Raw genomic sequence first — 21,597 nt, 5'->3', positions numbered from 1 at the left:
GAATCACCGGCCCCGCCGCACAAAAAGTTTCCGTCCGACATCCCCCGTAGACTGGTGCCATGCGTTTACCGACCTCACCCGCAGTGCACCCCCTCGACCAGTATTCCGCCACCCTCAAGGCGGCCCTGTGGGACATGGACGGCACCCTGGTGGACACCGAACCCTATTGGATCGCCGCCGAAATGGAGCTGGTCCGGGCCCACGGCGGCAGCTGGGGCACCGCCGAATCCCACGCCCTGGTCGGTTTCCCGCTGGAGGAATCGGCGGCCGTGCTGCAGCGCGCCGGCGTGGAAATGTCCGTCCGTGACATCGTCGAGTTTCTCTCCGCCCGCGTGGCCGAGGGCATACGCCGGGAAATCCCCTGGCGGCCCGGGGCCAGGGAACTCCTGGAGGAACTGCACGGCCGGGGCGTGCGCTGTGCCCTCGTCACCATGAGTGAGGGACCGCTGGCGCATGAGGTCATCAACGCCCTGCCCGCGCCCTATTTTGAGTTTATGGTCACCGGCGATCAGGTGGAAAACGGCAAGCCGCACCCGGAGCCGTACCTGCGGGCCGTCGAGCTGTTGCGCGCCGCGGACCCGTCACTGACCGTTGCCGACTGCGTGGCGTTCGAGGACTCGGTTCCCGGGGTCGCCTCGGCCCGGGCCGCCAACGTCACCACCATTGCCGTCCCGCACATCGTGCCGCTGCCGGAGGACCCCTCCCGGGTCACCTGGGCGACCCTGGCGGGGGCCGGGTACGACGACGTCGCCCGCGTTTTCGCCGCGCGGGGCACCGATGCCGCCCTCGCCGGGACCGGAGCGGGCGGCGCGGGGGCCGGGCTGTGAGCGGAGGCGGAACGGCGACCCGGCCCCGGCGGGAGGGGCTGGTCCTGGGCTCGGTGCGCGGCACCCCCATCATCCTGGCCAACTCCTGGTTCCTCATCGCGGCCATCACCGTGGTGATCTTTGGCCCGCAATTGCAAAAGTCGCTGCCGGACCTTGGCGCCAGGGCCTACCTGGTGGCCTTCGCCTATGCCCTGCTGCTGCTGTTTTCCGTGTTCATCCACGAACTCGCCCACGCGGTGGCCGCCAAGATTTATGGCTGGCCCACGCACAAGATCGTGTTGAACCTGTGGGGCGGCCACACGGAGTTTGACTTCACCAAGGCCACGCCGGGGCGTGCCCTGGTGGTGGCGTTTGCCGGCCCGCTGGCCAACCTGGTCCTGGCCGGGCTGGGCTACGCCCTCCTGCTGGCCGTGCCCCAGCCCACCTCGCTGGGCCTGGCGGTCACCCACCTGCTGGTGAACATCTTCATCTGGGCCAACCTCCTCATCGGCGCGTTCAACGTACTGCCCGGGCTGCCGCTGGATGGCGGCCGGCTGGTGGAGTCGATCGTGTGGAAGTCCACCGGCAGCCTGGAGAAGGGCACGATCGCGGCCGGCTGGGCCGGGCGGATCATCGTGGTGCTGATCGTCCTGGGCGTCCTGGCGGTCCCCCTCCTGGGCGGGGGCCGGCCGGACCTGACCACCACCTTCATCATGGTGCTGCTGGCCGGGTTCCTGTGGATGGGGGCCACGCAGGCCATCAAGGGCGCCGGCATGCGCCTGCGCCTGCCCCGGATCACCGCCGGGGAGCTGGCCCGGCCGGCCGTCGGCGCCTCGGTCGAGTGCAATGTCGCCCAACTGTGGACGCTGCGCGGCCGGCACCCGGGGGTGCCGATCGTGTTGTGTGCCGTGGACGGGCGTCCCGTCGCCGTCGTGGACGAGCACGCGCTGGCCAACGTGCCGCCCCAGGTGGCCGCGACCACCCCCGCCACCGCCGTCGGACGGAACCTCTCGCCGGGGGCCTACGTCCCCGCCGACGCCTCGGGTGCGGACCTGGTGCAGTACCTCTCCCAGCTCAAGGACACCGAATACGCCGTCATCGACCCGCAGGGCCGGGTGACCGGCCTGCTGAGCCAGGCCAAGGTGGTTGCGGCGCTGACGGGCAAGTAGCGCCCTTCCGCGGGAAGTCCTCCCGGGCCCCGCCGCCACGACCCGACTGAACCTCACTGATCCCGACTTCATTTTCACGCACGCAAAGGACCACGCATGAGCCAGATTGACCCCGCCGTGAGCGGGACAGCAAAACCTGCCGGCACCGGCCAGGCGCATGGTGCACGCCAGGCGCATGGGGCGGCCTCGCGCCGCGGGCCTTTCCGGGCGGGGGAGCGGGTCCAGCTCACGGACGAGCGCGGCCGGATGAACACCATCACCCTGACCCCCGGCACGGCGTACCACACGCACAAGGGGTTCCTGAACCATGATGCGTTGATCGGCCGCGCCGAGGGATCGATGGTGGAGAACAACGTGGGGCAGCAGTACCAGGCCCTGCGCCCGCTGCTCTCGGACTTTGTGCTCTCGATGCCACGCGGCGCCGCCGTCGTCTATCCCAAGGACGCCGGACAGATCATCACCATGGGCGACATCTACCCCGGCGCCCGCGTCGTGGAGGCCGGGGTGGGCTCCGGCGCCCTGTCCATTTCCCTGCTGCGCGCGGTCGGCGACTCCGGCTACCTGCATTCCTTTGAACGCCGCGAGGAGTTCGCGGACATCGCCCGCGGCAATGTCGAGACCATCTTCGACGGCCCGCACCCGGCCTGGAAGATCTCGCTCGGCGACTTCCAGGACCAGGTGGTGGCCCAGGAAGCGCCCGGCAGCATCGACCGCGTGGTCCTGGACATGCTGGCGCCCTGGGAATGCCTGGACGCCGTGGCCACCGTGCTGGCTCCCGGCGGGGTGTGGATCAACTACGTGGCCACCGTCACGCAGCTCTCCCGCACGGCCGAGGCCATCCGCGCCGACGGGCGGTTCACCGAGCCGGACGCCTGGGAATCGATGGTCCGCGGCTGGCACCTGGAGGGGCTGGCCGTGCGCCCGGACCACCGCATGGTGGCCCACACCGGCTTCCTGATGGTCACCCGCCGGCTGGCCGACGGCGTGACGGGCCTGAACCTGAAGAAGAAGGCCAAGGCCGAATTCACCGAGGCCGACCTCAACGCCTGGACCCCGGAGGCCGTGGGGGAGCGCGCCGTCTCGGACCGCAAGCTGCGCCGGGCCGCCCGGGACGCGGCCTCGACCGTGCAGACCCGGCGCACCAAAAGTAAAAATACAACACCGGCTTCCGAAGGCACTCCCGCCGACGACTAAGGTCGATACTAGAACCAGCCGTTGGTTCGTGACTGACAGGGCAGGATGGCAGGATGGGGCAGTTCGACGGCCCCGGCTTGCACGGCGGAAGGACGGAGCATCATGAGTGATTCGACGAACAGTGCGGCCCCGATTCCCGGTGACGGCGGCGCGGGCCAGGATGCAACGGGCCAAGACGCACTACGTGAGCCCTCGACCGGGCCCGCCTACAGCCCGGCGGCGGCCGGCACCGCCTATGGTTCGGCCCCCACGCAGCAGGCGGTGCTCGAACGGCAGCTGAACGTGCTCCGGGACAAGGCCCGCAACCTCGACCGCCAACTCTCGGCCGCCACGCAAAACAACTCCCGGCTCGTGACCATGTTGGAGACGGCCAAATCGGAGATCCAAAAGCTGCGCACGGCGCTGGAAAATGAAGGCCAGCCACCCTACGGTTTCGGCACCATCCTGGCACTTAACGAACGTCGGTCGGCGTCCTCGGCCGCGCCCGGCGTCGCGGTGACCGAGGAAAGCGTCGACATTTACGCCTCCGGGCGCAAGATGCGCGTCGGGCTCAGCCCCCTCTTGAAGCTGCGGGAACTGCGCGTTGGCCAGGAGGTGCTGCTCAACGAGTCCTTCGCCGTCATCGCCGGGCTCGGCTTCGAACGCGTCGGCGAACTGGTCACCGTGAAGGAACTGCTCGGCACGGATCGGGTGCTGGTGATCGGGCGCGCCGACGAGGAACGCGTGGTGCGCCTCTCCGGTGCCCTCCAGGCCGGGCGCTTGCGCGTCGGTGACGCCCTGACGGTGGACGGCAAGACCGGGTACGCGCTGGAGAAGATCCCCCGCTCCGAGGTGGAAAACCTGATCCTGGAGGAAGTCCCGGACATCTCCTACTCCGACATCGGCGGGCTGGGCTCCCAGATTGAGCAAATTCGCGACGCCGTCGAACTGCCGTTCCTGCACCCGGACCTGTACCGGGAACACGGGCTCAAGGCCCCCAAGGGCATCCTGCTGTACGGCCCTCCGGGCTGCGGCAAGACGTTGATCGCCAAGGCCGTGGCCAATTCGCTGGCCAAGCGCGCCGCCGAACGCTCCGGCGTCAAGGACCAAAAGAGCTACTTCTTGAACATCAAGGGTCCGGAACTGCTCGATAAGTACGTGGGCGAGACGGAACGGCAAATCCGGCTCATCTTCAGCCGCGCCCGGGAAAAGGCGTCCGACGGGAGCGCCGTCGTCGTCTTCTTCGACGAGATGGACTCGCTGTTCCGCACCCGCGGCACGGGTGTCTCCTCCGACGTCGAAACCACCATCGTCCCGCAGCTGCTCAGCGAGATCGACGGCGTCGAGCGGCTCGACAACGTGATCGTCATCGGCGCCTCCAACCGGGAGGACATGATTGATCCGGCCATCCTGCGCCCCGGCCGGCTCGATGTGAAGGTCAAGATCCACCGCCCCGACGCCGAGGCCGCCGCCGATATTTTTGCCAAGTACATCACCACGGAGCTGCCCTTCCACAAATTCGACGTGGAGGCAAACAACGGCAGCCTGCAGGAAACCGTCGACGCCATGATCCAACGCACCGTGGAGGCCATGTACGCCACCGACAAGTCCAATGAATACCTCGAGGTCACCTACGCCAACGGCGACACCGAGATGCTCTACTTCAAGGACTTCAATTCCGGTGCAGTCATCCARAACGTGGTGGACCGGGCCAAGAAATACGCCATCAAGGACCTGCTGACCAGCGGCGAGAAGGGCATCCGGATCGAACACCTGCTCCGCGCCGTCGTCGATGAGTTCCGCGAACACGAGGACATGCCCAACACCACCAACCCGGATGATTGGGCCCGCATCTCCGGCAAGAAGGGCGAGCGGATCACCTATATTCGCACGATCGTCCAAAGCAAGGAGGGGCAGGTGCCGGGCAAGAGCCTGGAAACCGTCACGAACACCGGACAGTATTTGTGAGCGTCATCCGGGTCATGGGGGCGGAAACCGAATACGGCATCCACGCCCCCGGCGCCACCACGTTCAACGCCACCTGGCTCTCCACCCAGGTGGTGCACGCCTACTCGCTCGAAACCGGGCATCGGGCCGCGGCGGGCGGGGAGACCCGCTGGGACTACACGGACGAGGACCCGCTGGCCGACGCCCGCGGCTGGGTCGTCCCGCGCGGCAACGCCCACCCCTCCCAGTTGACGGACGTCCCGCCCGAGCTCACCGCCGCCCAGATCGCCCTGGAGGGAGGGGAGGTCAGGGAGGCGTCGGGACCGCCGATGATGAACATGGTGCTCGGCAACGGGGCCCGGCTGTACGTGGACCATGCCCACCCGGAATATTCCTCCCCGGAGGTGACCAACCCGCTGGACGCGGTGCGCTGGGACGCGGCCGGGGACGTGGTGGCCCTGGCCGCCGTCCGCCGGCTCGCCGCGACGCCGGGGGTGCCGGCCGTCAACTTGTACAAGAACAACACCGACAACAAGTCCGTCTCCTACGGCAGCCACGAAAACTACCTGGTGCCGCGCCAGGTGCCGTTCAACGACATCATCCGCCACCTCACCCCGTTCTTTGTCACCCGCCAGCTCATCTGCGGGGCCGGCCGGGTGGGACTGGGCCAGGACGGCTCCGGCCACGGCTTCCAAATCAGCCAGCGGGCCGACTTCTTTGAGACGGAGGTGGGGCTGGAGACCACCGTGCGCCGGCCCATCATCAACACCCGGGACGAACCCCACGCCGTCGCGGACAAGTACCGGCGCCTGCACGTGATCATCGGCGACGCCAACCTCAGCCAGGTCTCCAACTACCTCAAGTTCGGCACCACCGCCCTGGTGCTGGACATGATCGAACACGGAACCGCCCCCGCGCCGGTATTTGCCGACCCCGTCCAGTCCCTGCACGAGGTCAGCCATGACTGGGCGCTGGAACAAAAGTACCTGCTGGCGGACGGGCGCCGGGTCAGCGCGCTGGATGTGCAATGGATGTACTTTGAGGCGGCCCGGGATCACGCAGCCGCCAACGGATCCGCCCACCCGGACTCCGGCGACGGGCACACCGCCGCCGTGCTGGCCCGCTGGGAGGCGGTCCTGACCGGGCTCGGCGCCGACGTCAACAGTGTGGCCGCCCAGGTGGAGTGGGTGGCCAAGCTCGGCCTGCTCCAGCAATACCGGCGGCGGGACGCCATGGCCTGGGACGATGCCCGGCTGGGGCTGATCGACCTGCAGTGGGCGGACATCCGCCCCGAGAAGGGCCTCTACCACCGGTTGCTGGAGCGCGGACGCATGGAGCGGCTGCTCAGTGACGACGCGATCGCCGCCGCCGCGCTGGAGCCGCCCCGCGACACGCGGGCGTACTTCCGGGGGCAGTGCATCCAGCGGTACGGTGCCAACGTGGTCGGCGCCAGCTGGGACTCGGTCATCTTTGAGCTGCCCACCGTGCGCCGGCTCCAGCGCGTGCCCACCAAGGAACCGCTGCGCGGCACGGCGGCGCTGACCGAGGAACTTTTTGCCACCAGCCCCGACGCCGTCACGTTCCTGGGCCGCCTGTTACAAACCGGTAAGTAATGCAGCGCACCGGCGCGGGTCCGTGGCAGGATGGAAGGGCAGTACCCCTTCGACCCTAAGGACGCATCATGGCTTCGCAGGAACAAAAGAACGTCTCCTCCCGCACCGAGGAAGAACACGTCGACGAGGCACCGCTTCCCACCCCCGCGCCCGCAACGGATTCCTCCCAGGCCCAGGCGGCGACGTCCGGGGTGGATGATCTCCTGGACGAGATCGACGGCGTCCTGGAGTCCAACGCGGAGGAATTTGTCCGCGGGTTCGTCCAGAAGGGCGGCCAGTAAACAGGTATGGATGCCCATGAAGGGGGCCGCCACCTTGTCCCCGCATCAGCGTCGTTCCTGGACTATGTGACGCGCACCAACCCCGAACTGCTGCCCTTTGGCCGCAGCCTGCCCGCCGGGGACCTGCCGCCCACCCCGCACGGGACTACGATCGTGGCCCTGACCTATGCCGGCGGCGTGCTCATGGCGGGGGACCGGCGCGCCACCATGGGCTCCATGATCGCCAACCGGCACATTGAGAAGGTCTTCCCCGCCGACCGCTATTCCGTCCTGGGGATCGCCGGCACGGCCGGGATCGCCGTGGACATCGTGCGGCTGTTTCAGGTGGAGCTCGAACACTACGAGAAGATCGAGGGCACGCTGCTGAGCCTGGAGGGCAAGGCCAACCGGTTGGCGGCCATGATCCGGGCCAACCTGCCCATGGCGCTGCAGGGCCTGTCCGTGGTGCCCCTCTTTGCCGGCGTCGAGGCGGGCCAGTCCCGCGGCCGGCTGTACTCCTACGACGTCACCGGCGGCCGCTACGAGGAACTGGAGCACCACAGCGTGGGCTCGGGCGCCGTCTTTGCCCGCGGCGCGTTGAAGAAGCTGTGGCGCCCGGAGATGGGCGAGGACGACGCCGTCGCCGTCGCCGTCGAGGCCCTCGTGGACGCCTCAGACGACGATTCGGCGACGGGTGGGCCGGACCTGGTGCGCAAGCTCTGGCCGGTCGTGTACGTTGTGAACGACGACGGCGCCCGGCGGATTGGCGCCCCGGCGCTGGCTGCGGTGGTCCAGGCCATCGTGGACCGGCGCACGCTTGAGGGACGGGAGGCCTGAGAATGGCGCAGCAATTTTACGTTTCCCCCGAACAGATGATGAAGGACCGCGCCGATTTTGCCCGCAAGGGGATCGCCCGCGGCAAGTCGGTGGTGGTGATCAGCTACCGGGATGGGATCGCCCTCGTGGCGGAGAACCCCTCGCCCACCCTGCACAAGATCGGGGAAATCTACGACCGCATTGGATTCGCGGCCGTGGGCAAGTACAACGAGTTTGAAAGCCTCCGCCAGGCCGGAGTCCGGTACGCCGACGTCCGCGGCTACTCCTATGACCGGGTGGACGTAACGGCCCGCGGGCTGGCCAGCGTCTACGCCCAAAGCCTGGGCACCGTGTTCACCGCCGAACAGAAGCCGTTCGAGGTCGAGCTGGCCGTCGCCGAGGTTGGCGAGACCCAGGACACGGACCATATTTTCCGGCTCACCTTTGACGGCTCCATCGCCGACGAGCACGGCTTCCTGGGCATGGGCGGCCAGGCCGAGACGGTCCAGCAAAAGCTCGCCGAACTGTGGCGGCCCGGGGCGGAGCTGCCGCAGACCCTGGAGTGGGCCGCGGCCGCGTTGCAGGCGCCGCGCGCCGAGGCTGCCGCGCAGGCCGCCGCCGCCGCCGCGTCCGGCCCCAACGGCGCCGGGCACGGGGGCATGGCCGGCGCCGGCCTCATCGGGGCGGAGAAGTTGGAGGTGGCCGTCCTCGAACGCAACGTCAGGGAAATCCGCGGCACCCACCGGGCTTTTCGACGGTTGGCCGCCCCGACGGTGGCGGACCTCTTGGCGACAACGGAAGGGCCCTAGCATGGATCGGCGCATCTTCGGCATAGAAACGGAGTTCGGCATCGCCTACTCGGCCCCCGGGGCCCGGCCGCTCTCACCCGAGGAGGTGGCACGGTACCTCTTCCGCAAGGTGGTCAGCTGGGGGCGGTCCTCGAACGTGTTCCTCACCAACGGTTCCCGGCTATACCTGGACGTCGGCTCACATCCGGAGTACGCCACCGCCGAATGCGACGGGATCGGCCAGTTGATCGCCCATGACCGGGCCGGGGAGCTGATTCTCAACGACCTCGTGGAGGAGGCACAATCCCGGCTGGCCTTGGAGGGGTATGCGGGGAAGGTCTTCCTGTTCAAGAACAACGTCGACTCCGCCGGCAACTCCTACGGCAGCCACGAGAACTACCTGATCACCCGGCGCGGGGAGTTCAACCGGCTGGCGGACGTCCTGATCCCCTTCCTGGTCACCCGCCAGCTGCTTGCCGGCGCCGGGAAGGTCCTGCCCGCCCAGCAGGGCGGCCACTTTGCCTTCTCCCAGCGCGCCGACCACATCTGGGAGGGCGTCTCCTCCGCCACCACCCGGTCCCGGCCCATCATCAATACCCGGGACGAGCCCCACGCCGACGCCGAGCTCTACCGCCGCCTGCACGTCATCGTGGGCGACTCCACCATGTCCGAGACCACCACCATGCTCAAGGTAGGCACCGTGGACCTGATCCTGCGCATGATCGAGGCCGGCACCATCATGGCGGACATGCGCATGGAAAACCCGATCCGCAGCATTCGGGAAATCTCCCACGACCTCACGGGCAAGCACGCGGTCAAGATGGCCGACGGGCGCACCATGAACGCCATCGACATCCAACGGCACTACCTGGAGAAGGTCACGCGGTTTGTGGCCGCGCACGGCGCCCACAACGCGTTCGTGCCGCGCGTGCTCGACCTCTGGGAGCGCACCCTGGACGCGATCGAAACGCAAAACTACGCCGGCATCGACACCGAAATCGACTGGGCCATCAAACGCAAGCTCATCGATGCGTATTCCGCCCGCCACGACGTGGACATGGGTTCGGCCGCCGTGGCGCAGATCGACCTGCGCTACCACGACATCTCACCCGGGCGGGGCCTGTTCAATTTGCTCGAGCGCAGGGGGGAGGCCGCCCGGGTCACCACGGCCGAGGCCGTCGCCGAGGCGGTCGAGACCGCCCCGGCCACCACCCGCGCCCGGCTGCGCGGCAACTTTGTCCGGGCCGCCCGCGACGCCGGCCGGGACTACACGGTGGACTGGGTGCACCTCAAGCTCAACGACCGTTCCCACCAGACCATCCTGTGCAAGGATCCGTTCCTGAACCAGGACGAGCGCGTGGACGAGCTCATTGCCTCCCTGCACGTGCAGCCGTGAGCCGGGCGGAGCGGGGGCATCGCGGCATTAAGCGCCCCAGCGAAGGACGCCACCAGCGTTTCTCCAGAATCACCCGCTAGGCTGGAGACGCCCCGAAGGCCGGATCAGGTGACGGGGTCCACCTTATCCCGCCAGCGAAAGTGTTTCCGTGCGCCGAATTCTTGCACTGCTTCTTCCCCTGCTGCTCCTGGTCACCGCGTGTGCCACCGGGACGCCGGCGGCCAAGGAGAGCCCCGCCCCAACCATTGCCGTGCCGGCCGCGAACGCCGAGGCCCTGGCCTCGGTGAAGGTGGCCGACGCCGGCAAGAACAAGGCTCCGACCGTCAGCTTCACCAAGCCGCTGGCGGTCAGCGCCGAATCCATCCGGATCGTGGAGGCCGGCACGGGCGCGGCCATCAAGGCCGGGCAAAATGTGGACATCCGGGCGGTGGCCCTGGATGCCACGACCGGCAAGACACTGGGCGAAAGCTTCAGCTCCGGGGCCGCGGAAGCCATCACGCTCAGCGATGCCATGCACAAGCAGTTCCCGCTGGTCTACAGCACGTTTGTCACGGCGAACGTTGGCAGCTACATCGCCTACGGCACCCCGGCCTCCCTGGCCGTGGCCGCCACGGCGGCGTCCGCCGCGCAGGCGGCCCAGCCCGCGCAGGTCACCGTCTTCCAGGTGATGGGCGCCAAGGACCCGGCCAAGCTCATGAGCGCCGATGAGGTGAAGAAGCTTGCGCAGGCCGGCGGTCTGCCGGCGGCGACCTTCGATGCCAAGGGCGTCCCGGCCGTCACCATCCCCAAGAAGGCCGCACCGGCCGACCTTGCCGTCCAGGTGCTCACCGAAGGCAAGGGCGCCCCCGTGGCGGCCACCGATTCCATCTCCGCCTCCTACACCGGCTGGCGCTGGGCCGACGGGAAGAAGTTTGACTCCAGCTTTGACAGCGGGGCTCCCATCACCTTCAGCCTCCAGGGCGTCATCCCCGGCTGGACCATGGGCCTGGCCGGGCAGAAGGTCGGCTCCACCGTGCTGCTGACCATCCCCGGCAGCCTGGCCTACGGCGACGTCGCCCAGGCGGGCAAGCCTGCCGGAACACTCGTCTTTGTGGTTAAGATTGACGCGAAGAAGTAATACCTGATCGACGCCTAAGGAGCGCCATGTCATTTGGAAACCGTGAATACGACCGCACGAAGCCGGAAATCGACTTCCCGAACCACGCCGTCCCCACCGAACTCGTCATCGAGGACCTCATCGAAGGCACCGGCGCCGAGGTAGTGGCCGGCAACACCGTCTCCACCCACTACGTGGGCGTGGCCTTCTCCACCGGCGAGGAATTCGACTCCTCCTGGGGGCGCGGGACACCGCTGGAATTCCGTGCCGGCGTCGGCCAGGTCATTCAGGGCTGGGACCAGGGCCTGCTCGGGATGAAGGTCGGCGGGCGCCGCCGCCTGGAAATCCCGTCCGAGCTGGCCTACGGCTCCCGCGGGGCTGGCGGCGCCATCGGCCCGAACGAGGCCCTGATCTTCGTCGTCGACCTCGTGGGCGTGCGCTAACACCGCCCGCACCAGTGGCAGGCTCCGGCCCCGAAGCGTCGCTTCGGGGCCGGAGTGACCTGCGGCGGCCTGCACGCGGGCAACGGGCTAGTAGTCTTGGCTGGGTGTCCACGAATATCGATACCACCGAACGGTTGCTCAACCTTGTCATCGCCCTGCTGGGTACCAGGCGCGGGTACAGCAAGCACTACATCCGCAACAACATCTTCGGGTATGCGCCCGCCGCGAGCGACGACGCCAAGGCGGAACGGGCCTTTGAGCGGATGTTTGAGCGCGACAAAGAGGCGCTGCGCCGGCTCGGCATCCCGATCACGGCCGTGACGAACTATGACCTGGACGCGGAAAGCCAGACCTACTACCGGATCAATCCCGCCGATTACCAGGTCCCCCAGGTGCGCCTGGACGGGCCGGCCATGACAATGCTGGCCGTGGCGGCGAACCTTTGGGCCGGGGCGGCGTTCGGTGCCGCCGCCCAGTCCGCGCTGCGCAAGATTGCCACGGGCACCGGGACCGGCTGGTACGACGACGACACCACCGTCCAGGCACGCATCCGCACCCAGGAGCCCGCGTTCGAACCCCTGTGGGAGGCCCTGCGCAACAGTCAGGGGGTAACTTTTTCCTACCGGGCCGCCGAGGCCGCGGCCGACACCGACCGGACCGTCCAGCCCTGGGGCCTGGGCAACAAATACGGCCAATGGTACCTCTACGGCTTCGACGTCGCCCGGGCCCAGACCCGGGCGTTCCGGCTGTCCCGGATCACCTCCCCGGTCACCGTGCTGGCGCAGCAGACCTTCGCCCGGCCGGCCGACTTCTCCATCACCGACGTACTGGACGCCCTGGGCACTGGTCCCAGCCAGACGGCGCTGCTGAGGGTTCCCGCGCACGCAGCGCACGCCCTGCGCAACCGCGAGGGCGCGGCCGTGGTCGACGCCGGACCGTCCGGCACCGACATCCTCTCGGTCCCGTACCGCGAGCCGGAACTGATGGCCGACGACCTCGCCGCGATGGGCGCCCATGCCGTGGTGCTGGAGCCCGCGGCGCTGCGCGCCGCCGTCCGGTCCCGGCTTGCCGCCGCGGCAGCGGCCGCGGAAGCGTCCCTGCCGGATCCCGCCCGGCTGGACTTCTCCCCGTCCTCGACCGCCGCCCTATCGTCCCCCGGCGCCCGCAAGGACGCCCGCGAACACCTGGTCCGCCTGCTGTCCATGGTGCCGTACCTGGTGGCCAACCAGGGCGTCGAGCTGCAAGAGATCGCCGCCGAGTTTGGCATCACCCTGGACCAGGTAGAGCGGGACTTGGCCCTGTTGTCGGTGTGCGGGCTGCCCGGCTACCTCCACGGCGACCTCATGGACGTGGTGGCCGATTCCGGCCAGGTGTTCATCCGGGACGCCGAAACCCTGGCCCGGCCGCTGCGCTTGACCCAGGAGGAGGCGTGCGCGCTGCTGGTGGGGCTGGAGGCGCTGCGGGCCGTGCCCGGCACGCGGGAGGCACAATCCGTGGCGACGGCCCTGGAGTCCGTGCGCACGGTGGCCGGCGACTCGGCCTGGCTGGCCGACGCCGTGGCGCTGCGCCTGGCCTCCGGGCCCGTGCTGGAGCTCGCCGCCAGGCTGCAGGGCTGCATCCAGGAGCGGCGGGCGGTCTCCATCACCTATCTGGTCCGCAGCCGGGACGAGCTGACCCGGCGGGTGATCGAGCCGCGGCGGATCCTGTCCATCGACTCCACCTGGTATGTGCGGGCCTGGTGCCGCAGCGCGCAGGCGATGCGCAACTTCCGCGTCGACGGCATTCGGGCCCTGGCCGATGCCGGAGCCGTGGACGAGGCCAAGCCGGGGCTGCGTGAGCCTCTGCCGGCCGGTGCCGCGCCGGGCCTGTACACCCCGGGCGAGAAGGACCGGGCGGTGGTGCTGGCCATGGACGCCGCCACGGCGCAGCGCCTTGGCCCGTCCTATGGTGCCGCCGTGGCCGTGCTGCCCGACGGCCGGTCGGCGCTGCGGTTCCTGGTGGGCGACGCCGGCACCATCCCGCCGCTGCTCGCGCGCCTTGGCGGCAGGGCCCAGCTGGTGGAGCCGGCCGACATCCGGGACCGCACCCGCCGCTGGCTGGCGGACGCGCTGGGGGAATATGATCCCCGGCAGGACGCCACCCACCCCACCCCAAACGGCACCGGCACCGGCGCGACGCAAACGCCGCGTTTCGACGGATAGACTCACTGCATGTCTTGGTGGTCGTGGATACTCCTGTGGATGGCGCTGGTGGCGCTGTCCCTGCTCTTCATCGTCGTGATGGGGCTCAAGCTGTGGCGCGACGCCGCCCGGACGATGCGCGGCGTGGGGCGCACGCGCGATTCCCTCAGCGCCCATTGGGAGGAACAATCCCGGGCCGCCGCGCAACGATCCGTCCCCGAACCACGGACCACCCTCCCAGGTGCGGCGGTTTTTGCAACCCCCGAACAAATGAAGGATGATTACCTAGCCGCCAAGGAAGCCCGGCAATTCGTACGGCGTCAACGGCGCGTCGCCCGCAGGAAGGAACGCGGCCAGCTCCAATCCCTGCGCGACATCAGGGCCCTCGAAGACGTAGGATGAACCAAAAGGAAAGGCATCACCGTGGGAAGACTTTTTGAGAGCCCCTGGGCTATCACCATCATCATCATCGTCGTTTTGCTGCTCTTCGCGGCCCCCAAGCTCCCGGGCATGGCCCGCAGCCTCGGCCAGTCCATGCGGATCATCAAGTCCGAGGTCAAGGAAATGAAGAACGACGGCAAGGACGAGAAGCCGGCCGCCGCACCCGAGGCACCCGTTGAAGGCAAGATCGTGAACAACCCGGCCCAGCCCGGCCACACGACCACCGACGGCACCGGATCCGGTACCGGCGCGCAGTCATAGAAGCAGCACTTGAACCAGTGAGCGTGACAAAGGGCCGCAAGGCCAATCCCGAAGGGCGGATGGCGCTCAAGGAACACCTCATCGAGGCCCGCAACCGGCTCGTCAAGAGCGGGCTGGCGATGATTCCGGGCATCATCATCGGGTGGATCCTCTATGATCCCCTCCTGCAGGCGATTTCCGAGCCGATGAAGCAAATCAGCCTCGAACGCGGGGTCAACGCTTCGCTGAACTTCGACGGCGTCACCTCCTCCTTCGACCTGAAAATCCAGGTGTCCCTGGTGCTGGGACTCATCCTCGCCTCACCCGTGTGGATCTATCAGTTGTGGGCCTTCATCACGCCCGGGCTGACGAAGAAGGAACGCAAGTACACGCTGATCTACCTCGGCGCCGCCGTGCCGCTTTTCCTGGCCGGATTGTATGCCGGGTGGACCATCCTGCCGAACATCGTGTGGGCCATGACCTCCTTCACCCCACGCGACGGGTCCAACCTCATCCCCGCCCGCGACTACCTGCAATTCGCCATGCAGCTGCTGCTGTTCATGGGCATCGCCTTCCTGGTCCCGGTGCTGCTGGTGGGCCTGAACGCCGTGCGGATCGTGCGCGGCACGACCTACGTGAAGGCGTGGCGGTTCACCATTCTCGGGGTCACGGTGGTCTCCGCCATGGCGGCGCCGGGATCGGACGTCATGTCCATGTTCTTCCTCGGCGCCCCGTTGCTGGTGCTCTACTTCGGCGCGATCGGCCTGTGCGTCCTAAACGACAAACGCCGAGACCGCCGCGACGCCAAGCGGGCCCACGAGACCGAGGCCACCGCCAACGTTCCGACGCCGCTCACCGACCTCGAGGGCCTCTAGCCCAGGGCGTCCCGGGCCATGCCGCTGCCGTAGGCTAGAAGCATGCCAACGCCAGAGACGCCCTCACCCGCCCAACGCTATCTGGCAGCCAGGGAGAGCAACGCGGACCGCGCCACGAGTTTTGGTGCGTTCCAGGAAACCCTGGACTTTGACCTGGATGCGTTCCAGCTCATCGCCTGCCGCGCCATGGTGGAGGGCCGCGGGGTCCTGGTGGCCGCCCCCACCGGCGCCGGCAAGACCATCGTGGGGGAGTTTGCGATCTACCTGGCCCTGGCCCGCGGCCACAAGGCGTTCTACACCACCCCCATCAAGGCGCTGAGCAACCAGAAATACCAGGAGCTGGCCCGCAAGTACGGGTCCGAGAACGTGGGGCTGCTGACGGGGGACACCAGCATCAACGCCGAGGCCCCCGTGGTGGTCATGACCACCGAGGTCCTGCGGAACATGCTCTACGCCGACTCCGCGACCCTGGCGGGGCTGGCCTACGTGGTCATGGACGAGGTCCACTACCTGGCCGACCGCTTCCGCGGCGCCGTGTGGGAGGAGGTGATCATCCACCTGCCCAGCGAGGTCCAGGTGGTCTCCCTGAGCGCCACGGTGTCCAACGCCGAGGAGTTCGGCGCGTGGCTGGGCACGGTCCGCGGGGACACCGCCGTCGTCGTCTCCGAGCATCGTCCGGTCCCGCTGTGGCAGCATGTGATGGTCCAGCGCGAGATCGTCGACCTCTTCGCCACGAACCTCTCCTTTGACGAACTGGCCCGGCACCCGGAAAAGACGGAACGGTTCAAGGTCAATCCGGAGCTCCTGCGGGTCGCGCGCAGCGAAGCCGCCGGCTTCTACCGGGGACGGCAGGGCCCCAGGGCGGGCCGGCGCCCCGGGCGCAATGCCGCCGGCGGCGAGCCGGCCGGCGGCGCCTTCGGTGGCTCCCGGCATGGCGCCCCGGCCCAGGAGCCCGTCCGGCGTGCATCCCGGCCACAGGTCATCCGTGCGCTGGAGCGTGCGGACCTGCTTCCGGCCATCACCTTCATCTTCTCCCGGGCTGCGTGTGACGCCGCCGTCCAGCAGTGTGCGGCCGCCGGGCTGTGGCTGACCAGCCGGGCGGAGCAGGAAGAGATCGCCCGGCGCATCGACGCCGCTTGCGCGGAGCTGCCCGACACCGATCGCGACATCCTCGGCTACTGGGGCTGGCGGGACGGGCTGCTGCGCGGGCTTGCCGCCCACCACGCCGGCATGCTGCCCAGCTTCAAGGAGGTCGTGGAGGGCCTCTTCGCCGATGGCCTGGTCCGGGCTGTGTTCGCCACCGAAACCCTGGCCCTGGGCATCAACATGCCCGCCCGCACCGTGGTGTTGGAGAAGCTGGAAAAATTCAACGGCGAGTCCCATGTGGGCATCACGGCCGGCGAATACACGCAGCTGACCGGCCGGGCCGGGCGCCGGGGCATCGACGTCGAGGGCCACGCCGTGGTCCTGTGGCAGCCGGGCACGGATCCGACCGCCGTGGCGGGCCTGGCCTCCCGGCGCACCTACCCGCTGAACTCCAGCTTCCGCCCCACCTACAACATGAGCATCAACCTCGTGGCCCAGTTTGGCCGCGAACGCACCCGGGACATCCTGGAATCCTCCTTCGCCCAGTTCCAGGCCGACCGCTCCGTCGTGGACCTGGCCCGGCAGGTGCGCTCCCGCGAGGAGTCGCTGGCCGGATACGAGAAGGCCATGACGTGCCACCTGGGCGACTTCAACGAATACGCCAGGCTCCGCCGCGAACTCTCCGACCTCGAATCCGGGGCGACCAGGACCGCGGCCAAGCAGCGCCGGGCCGCGGTGGTGGAGTCCCTGGCCGGGCTCCGGCCGGGGGACGTGATCATGGTCCCGGTCGGGCGGAACTCCGGCCACGCCGTCGTCATCGACGCCGATCCACACGCGCGGGAGCCCCGGCCCGGCATCCTCACGGTGGACCGGGAGGTCCGCCGACTGGGCCTGCACGACCTCACCGGCCCGGCCGTCCCCCTCGCCCGCGTGCGCATCGGGAAGGGGTTCAACGCCAAGGTGCCCAGGGATCGGCGCAACCTGGTCCAGCAGGTGCTTGACTCGCTGGCCGAGTCCGGTTCCGGGCGGCCGGACCGGTCCGCGGCGTTTGCCCGCACCGGCACGGCGGCGGCGCAGGAGGACTCCATGGACGCCCTGCGCCGGGCCCTGCGGGCACACCCGTGCCACGGCTGCAGCGAGCGGGAGGATCACGCCCGCTGGTCCGAGCGGTGGTGGAAGCTGCGCCGCGAGACCGACACCCTTGTCCGTGCCATCTCCTCCCGCACCAACACGATCGCCAAGACCTTTGACCGCGTCATCAATCTGCTGGCCGGGTACGGCTTCGTCGAGACGGACGACGCCGGCCGGCTGCGTCCCAGCGAGGACGGCCAGCGGCTGCGGCGCGTCTACGGCGAAAAGGACCTGCTGATCGCCCTGGCCCTGCGGGAAGGCGCGTTCGAGGACCTGGATGCCGCCGAGCTGGCCGCGTTTGCCACCACGGTGGTCTACCAGGCCAAGCGGGATCAGGCGCTCGCCCGCCCGCGCATGCCCAGCGTCAGCCTGGAGACCTCGGTCGAGACGGTCATCCTCCAATGGTCGATCCTGGAGGATGCCGAGGAGTCGCACCGGCTCCCCTTGACCGGCGAACCCGATCTGGGCCTGGTCTGGCCGATGTTTAAGTGGGCCAAGGGTCGTTCCCTGCAGGACAGCCTGCACGGGACCGAACTGGCGGCCGGGGACTTTGTGCGCTGGACCAAGCAGGTCATCGACCTGTTGGACCAATTGGCCAAGGTGCCGGGAATGCCTGCCGGCTTTTCCCGGTTGTGCATTGAGGCGATCGAGTTGGTGCGCCGGGGAGTGGTGGCTTACACCTCCGTGGTTCAATAGCCGGTCTCGTTCCTGCCCGGGCCGCTGGCCCGAGCGCCACGCGGGGCTTCTCCCGCACCGATTGATCCAGGAAGGACCCTTTTTAGCCATGTCTTTGACCCTGTACCGCAATGGCTCCGTCTACAGCGCCGCCGATCCCTTCGCCACCGCCATGCTTGTGGACGGGGACACGGTGGCCTGGGTGGGCTCCGAACATGCCGCCGCGTCGCTGCTGGATGCGCGCATGAAATTGGTCGACCTGGCCGGCGCCCTGGTGGCGCCGGGCTTTGTGGACTCGCACGTCCACGTCACGGAGACCGGGCTGGCCCTGGGGTCCCTTGATCTCTCCGGGGCCCGTTCCGTCCGGGCTGCCCTGGACCTGGTGGCCGCGGCGGCCGGGGACGGCGGCGACGGGCCGGTGCGGGGGCACGGCTGGGATGAGGGGCAGTGGGCCGAGCAGCGGCCGCTGACCGCCGCGGAGCTGGACCGGGCCGCCGGCGGCCGGGACGTCTACCTGTCCCGGGTCGACGTCCATTCGGCGGTGGTCTCAGGCGCTTTGGCGCATCGCTGCGGGCTTGCGGAGCTTGAGGGGTGGCTGGGCGCCGGGCTGGTGACCGGAGCCGCGCACGCGGCGGCCCGCGACGCCGCCACGGCCCTGGCACCCGCGGCCCGCACGGCCGCCCAACGGCGCGCACTGCGCCACGCGGCCGCCAACGGCTATGTGGCCCTGGCCGAGATGGGGGCCCCGCATGTGGGCTCCCCGGAGGACCTGGCATCCCTGGCCGCACTGACCGCCGGGGACGCCGCCGAGGCGCTGCCGGAGGTGCTGGCGTACTGGGGCCAGGCCGTGGCCAGCGCCGAGGAGGCCAAGGCGGTCCTGGCCGGGCTGGGCACACCCGTGCACGGGCTTGCCGGGGACCTGAACATCGACGGGTCGCTGGGCTCCCGCTCGGCGCTGCTGCGCGAGCCCTATGCCGACGACGCCTCCCACGGCCGCGGCTACCTGACTGTGGACCAGGTGGCGGACCACCTGGCGGCCACGTCCGAGCTGGGCATCACCGGCGGTTTCCACATCATCGGCGACGCCGCCATGGACATCGCCGTCGAGGGACTGCGGCGTGCCGCGGCCAGGGTGGGCATCGAGAAGGTGCGCTCCGCCGGACACCGTTTCGAACATGCCGAAATGGTCGACGACGCGGCCATGGCGGTGCTTGCCGCCCACGCGGTCACCGTCTCCGTGCAACCATCCTTCGACGCGCTGTGGGGCGGGGGAGAGGGCATGTACGCCCGCCGGCTCGGCCGTGACCGCGCGGCCGCCTTGAACCCCATCGCCTCCTTCTACGCGGCCGGCGTGCCGGTGTGCTTTGGCTCCGACGCCCCCGTGACGGCCTTGGATCCGTGGGCCGGCGTGCGTGCCGCCTTGGCCCACCACCAGCCGGCCCAGCGGATCTCCGCCAGGGCGGCCTTTATTGGCCACACGCGCGCCGGGTGGCGGGCGGCCAAGGCCGCCAACCCCATGTTGGGCCAGCTGGCCCCCGGGGCGCCGGCGAGCTTCGCGGTCTGGGAGGTGGAGGAGCTGATGGTGCAGGTCGCCGATGAACGGGTGCAGTCCTGGTCCACCGACCCGCGCGCCCGCACCCCGCTGCTGCCGGCGCTGGACACCGACAACGCCCCCCGATGCCTGCAAACCGTCCACCACGGCCGGGAACTCTACGCGCTGGACGGCTTCACGCCCGACGCGCGAGCGGGCGAACACGCAGGGCGCCAAGGCTAAGCAACGCTGCGTCCCGCAGTCTTTCACCCGCCAATAGCTGCCCCCCAAACCCGGCCCTGACCTGCACGGATACCCATCGGTGCAGGTCAGGCGGAGGTTGACACCGGGTGGCTCGGGCCACTAGCTTGGTTGAAGCGGATACCCCATATAGGGCATCCCGGCCGGCACAGGGGACAGCGCCCGAGGTGCCGAAGGATGGGTCCACGCGTCAGTAGAAAACAGGCAAGGCCAACGGACTTCCGTGCGCCTTCTCTGGCCCGAAGGCGCGTGGGCTTGTCTTTAATGCTGGGCACTCCTGCCCTCTCGCGGCGGACGATGCGCCCTGTGGTTCTCACCTATAATGGGGACTTGGCGCCACCCTGGACGGGCCGCCGGGGCGTAATGTCCCCACCCCATCGCTTTTCACGCTCACCGCACGGCCGCGCCACGGTCCCGCCGGCGGCATGCGAGGAGCCACGATTCACCACGAATCCCAACGGAAAGGCACCAACAGTTGCGTGTCCTGACAATCATCCCCACGTACAACGAGCTGGAGTCGCTGCCCGGGACGCTGGCCCGACTGCGGGCCGCCGCTCCGGACGTCGACGTCCTCATCGCCGATGACAACAGCCCCGACGGCACCGGCGGGCTGGCCGACGGCTTTGCGGCCGCCGATCCGCAGGTCCACGTGCTGCACCGCGCCGGCAAGCAGGGCCTCGGCGCCGCCTACCTGGCCGGCTTTGCGTGGGGCCTGGCGGCCGGGTACGACGTGCTGGTGGAGATGGATGCGGACGGTTCACACCAGCCCGAACAGCTGCCGCGGTTGCTGGCCGCCATTGACCAGGGCGCGGACCTGGTCCTGGGCTCACGCTGGGTGCCCGGCGGCAAGGTGGTCAACTGGCCGCTGCGCCGGAAGCTGATTTCCACGTGCGGCAGCCTGTACTCCCGGGTCCTGCTCGGGATCAGCGTGCGTGATGTCACCGGCGGCTACCGCGCGTTCCGGCGGACGACGCTCGAGGCCCTGGACCTGGCCGCGGTGGATTCGGTGGGCTACGGCTTCCAGGTGGACATGTTGTGGCGCGTGTGCCAGAAGGGGCTGAAGGTGGTCGAGGTGCCCATCACCTTTGTCGAGCGCGAATTCGGCGCGTCCAAGATGAGCGGCAACATTGTCCAGGAGGCCATGCTCAACGTCACCAAGTGGGGCCTGAGCGCCCGCTGGAACAGGCTGACCGGCCGGCGGTAATGGCCGGCAAAACACTCGAGGGCGGGTGCTCCGGGAGGTCCCGGAGCACCCGCCCTCGGCGTCGGTCCTGGTGCGAGAATGCGCGTGCGGCCTAGGCGTTCTCGCCGCGCTTTTCGCGCAGAATGGTCAACCGGTCGGCCAGGATGGTTTCCAGTTCCGGCAACGAGCGCCGTTCCAGGAGCATGTCCCAGTGCGTGCGCACGGGCTTGTCGTTGGAGGTGTCCGGCTTCTCGCCGTTGACCAGGAGTGCTTCCTTGCCGGTCTTGGAAACCCAGACCGGCGGGATCTCGGCCTCGGAGGAGAACGTCACGAACACCTGCTCGCCGTCCGCGCAGCGGTACTCAACACGCTGCCGCGGGGCCGGCTCGACACCTGACTCGGTCTCCATGCTCTGTGCGCCCAGGCGCATCCCGCGCAAGCTACGATCGCTCATGACTTCTCCCTAATGTTGGTGACGGCCGCCCTG

At 69.0% G+C, this 21,597-nt stretch carries 19 protein-coding genes; 18 read left to right on the top strand and 1 reads right to left on the bottom strand.

All coding sequences use genetic code 11. From position 1 onward, the window contains the following. Nucleotides 1–59 precede the first annotated feature (59 nt). The 18 genes from AB4Y80_RS14230 to AB4Y80_RS14145 all read left to right on the top strand — a co-directional run bounded on the left by AB4Y80_RS14230 (nucleotide 60) and on the right by AB4Y80_RS14145 (nucleotide 21,131). Nucleotides 60–827, top strand: a complete 768-nt coding sequence (locus AB4Y80_RS14230; protein WP_442214998.1) for an HAD family hydrolase — start codon at nucleotides 60–62, stop codon at nucleotides 825–827. Beyond that, entirely contained in the window at nucleotides 824–1,975 is a 1,152-nt protein-coding gene (locus tag AB4Y80_RS14225) for a M50 family metallopeptidase (protein ID WP_442214997.1), read from the top strand. Before AB4Y80_RS14230 ends, AB4Y80_RS14225 begins: the two co-directional genes overlap by 4 nt. 96 nt (nucleotides 1,976–2,071) lie before the next feature. Then, entirely contained in the window at nucleotides 2,072–3,169 is a 1,098-nt protein-coding gene (locus tag AB4Y80_RS14220; RefSeq protein ID WP_442214996.1) for a tRNA (adenine-N1)-methyltransferase, read from the top strand. Between the two features lie 261 nt (nucleotides 3,170–3,430). Further along, entirely contained in the window at nucleotides 3,431–5,116 is a 1,686-nt protein-coding gene (gene arc, locus AB4Y80_RS14215) for a proteasome ATPase (RefSeq protein ID WP_442215023.1), read from the top strand. A 14-nt stretch (nucleotides 5,117–5,130) separates the two neighbouring features. Beyond that, nucleotides 5,131–6,708: a depupylase/deamidase Dop gene (gene dop / locus AB4Y80_RS14210; protein WP_442215022.1), complete on the top strand. Its 1,578-nt coding sequence runs from the start codon at nucleotides 5,131–5,133 to the stop codon at nucleotides 6,706–6,708. 68 nt (nucleotides 6,709–6,776) lie between these two features. Next, entirely contained in the window at nucleotides 6,777–6,989 is a 213-nt protein-coding gene (locus tag AB4Y80_RS14205) for a ubiquitin-like protein Pup (RefSeq protein ID WP_442214995.1), read from the top strand. Between the two features lie 6 nt (nucleotides 6,990–6,995). Then, nucleotides 6,996–7,805: a proteasome subunit beta gene (prcB, locus tag AB4Y80_RS14200; protein ID WP_442214994.1), complete on the top strand. Its 810-nt coding sequence runs from the start codon at nucleotides 6,996–6,998 to the stop codon at nucleotides 7,803–7,805. Between the two features lie 2 nt (nucleotides 7,806–7,807). Beyond that, nucleotides 7,808–8,593, top strand: a complete 786-nt coding sequence (gene prcA / locus AB4Y80_RS14195; RefSeq protein ID WP_442214993.1) for a proteasome subunit alpha — start codon at nucleotides 7,808–7,810, stop codon at nucleotides 8,591–8,593. A gap of 1 nt (nucleotide 8,594) precedes the next feature. Beyond that, the gene (pafA, locus tag AB4Y80_RS14190) at nucleotides 8,595–9,968 is read left to right on the top strand and encodes a Pup--protein ligase (protein WP_442214992.1); all 1,374 of its coding nucleotides are present in this window, start codon (nucleotides 8,595–8,597) and stop codon (nucleotides 9,966–9,968) included. A gap of 148 nt (nucleotides 9,969–10,116) precedes the next feature. Continuing rightward, complete coding sequence (locus tag AB4Y80_RS14185; protein WP_442214991.1) at nucleotides 10,117–11,085, top strand: FKBP-type peptidyl-prolyl cis-trans isomerase; 969 nt, start codon at nucleotides 10,117–10,119, stop codon at nucleotides 11,083–11,085. Nucleotides 11,086–11,111: 26 nt separating this feature from the next. Continuing rightward, on the top strand, nucleotides 11,112–11,507 hold the full coding sequence (locus AB4Y80_RS14180) for an FKBP-type peptidyl-prolyl cis-trans isomerase (protein ID WP_442214990.1): 396 nt from the start codon (nucleotides 11,112–11,114) through the stop codon (nucleotides 11,505–11,507). Between the two features lie 104 nt (nucleotides 11,508–11,611). Beyond that, nucleotides 11,612–13,708: a helix-turn-helix transcriptional regulator gene (locus tag AB4Y80_RS14175; protein WP_442214989.1), complete on the top strand. Its 2,097-nt coding sequence runs from the start codon at nucleotides 11,612–11,614 to the stop codon at nucleotides 13,706–13,708. A 9-nt stretch (nucleotides 13,709–13,717) separates the two neighbouring features. Further along, nucleotides 13,718–14,089, top strand: coding sequence for a hypothetical protein (locus tag AB4Y80_RS14170; RefSeq protein ID WP_442214988.1), 372 nt, complete (start codon nucleotides 13,718–13,720; stop codon nucleotides 14,087–14,089). Between the two features lie 21 nt (nucleotides 14,090–14,110). After that, nucleotides 14,111–14,389: a Sec-independent protein translocase subunit TatA gene (gene tatA, locus AB4Y80_RS14165; RefSeq protein WP_442214987.1), complete on the top strand. Its 279-nt coding sequence runs from the start codon at nucleotides 14,111–14,113 to the stop codon at nucleotides 14,387–14,389. A 17-nt stretch (nucleotides 14,390–14,406) separates the two neighbouring features. Then, the gene (tatC, locus tag AB4Y80_RS14160; RefSeq protein ID WP_442214986.1) at nucleotides 14,407–15,243 is read left to right on the top strand and encodes a twin-arginine translocase subunit TatC; all 837 of its coding nucleotides are present in this window, start codon (nucleotides 14,407–14,409) and stop codon (nucleotides 15,241–15,243) included. A 42-nt stretch (nucleotides 15,244–15,285) separates the two neighbouring features. Next, on the top strand, nucleotides 15,286–18,156 hold the full coding sequence (locus AB4Y80_RS14155) for a DEAD/DEAH box helicase (RefSeq protein WP_442214985.1): 2,871 nt from the start codon (nucleotides 15,286–15,288) through the stop codon (nucleotides 18,154–18,156). Between the two features lie 88 nt (nucleotides 18,157–18,244). Continuing rightward, entirely contained in the window at nucleotides 18,245–19,909 is a 1,665-nt protein-coding gene (locus AB4Y80_RS14150; RefSeq protein ID WP_442214984.1) for an amidohydrolase, read from the top strand. 493 nt (nucleotides 19,910–20,402) lie between these two features. Further along, the gene (locus AB4Y80_RS14145) at nucleotides 20,403–21,131 is read left to right on the top strand and encodes a polyprenol monophosphomannose synthase (RefSeq protein WP_442214983.1); all 729 of its coding nucleotides are present in this window, start codon (nucleotides 20,403–20,405) and stop codon (nucleotides 21,129–21,131) included. Nucleotides 21,132–21,222: 91 nt separating this feature from the next. Here AB4Y80_RS14145 and AB4Y80_RS14140 read toward each other — a convergent pair whose 3' ends face one another. Further along, nucleotides 21,223–21,564: an RNA polymerase-binding protein RbpA gene (locus AB4Y80_RS14140; protein WP_442214982.1), complete on the bottom strand. Its 342-nt coding sequence runs from the start codon at nucleotides 21,562–21,564 to the stop codon at nucleotides 21,223–21,225. Between the last annotated feature and the right edge of the window lie 33 nt (nucleotides 21,565–21,597).

Source organism: Specibacter sp. RAF43 (assembly GCF_052114065.1).
Classification (GTDB): Bacteria; Actinomycetota; Actinomycetes; order Actinomycetales; family Micrococcaceae; genus Specibacter.
The sequence above is the reverse complement of the archived record's forward strand: the minus strand, read 5'-3'. Positions and strand labels throughout refer to the sequence as shown.

Excerpts from the sequence above, each read along its gene's own strand:
- AB4Y80_RS14205 (WP_442214995.1), top strand. The coding sequence starts at position 6,777 with ATGGCTTCGCAGGAACAAAAGAACGTCTCCTCCCGCACCGAGGAAGAA.
- AB4Y80_RS14180 (WP_442214990.1), top strand. The coding sequence starts at position 11,112 with ATGTCATTTGGAAACCGTGAATACGACCGCACGAAGCCGGAAATCGAC.
- dop (WP_442215022.1), top strand. The coding sequence starts at position 5,131 with ATGGGGGCGGAAACCGAATACGGCATCCACGCCCCCGGCGCCACCACG.
- AB4Y80_RS14150 (WP_442214984.1), top strand. The coding sequence starts at position 18,245 with ATGTCTTTGACCCTGTACCGCAATGGCTCCGTCTACAGCGCCGCCGAT.
- AB4Y80_RS14140 (WP_442214982.1), bottom strand. The coding sequence starts at position 21,564 with ATGAGCGATCGTAGCTTGCGCGGGATGCGCCTGGGCGCACAGAGCATG.
- prcB (WP_442214994.1), top strand. The coding sequence starts at position 6,996 with ATGGATGCCCATGAAGGGGGCCGCCACCTTGTCCCCGCATCAGCGTCG.
- prcA (WP_442214993.1), top strand. The coding sequence starts at position 7,808 with ATGGCGCAGCAATTTTACGTTTCCCCCGAACAGATGATGAAGGACCGC.
- pafA (WP_442214992.1), top strand. The coding sequence starts at position 8,595 with ATGGATCGGCGCATCTTCGGCATAGAAACGGAGTTCGGCATCGCCTAC.
- AB4Y80_RS14220 (WP_442214996.1), top strand. The coding sequence starts at position 2,072 with ATGAGCCAGATTGACCCCGCCGTGAGCGGGACAGCAAAACCTGCCGGC.
- AB4Y80_RS14170 (WP_442214988.1), top strand. The coding sequence starts at position 13,718 with ATGTCTTGGTGGTCGTGGATACTCCTGTGGATGGCGCTGGTGGCGCTG.
- AB4Y80_RS14230 (WP_442214998.1), top strand. The coding sequence starts at position 60 with ATGCGTTTACCGACCTCACCCGCAGTGCACCCCCTCGACCAGTATTCC.
- AB4Y80_RS14155 (WP_442214985.1), top strand. The coding sequence starts at position 15,286 with ATGCCAACGCCAGAGACGCCCTCACCCGCCCAACGCTATCTGGCAGCC.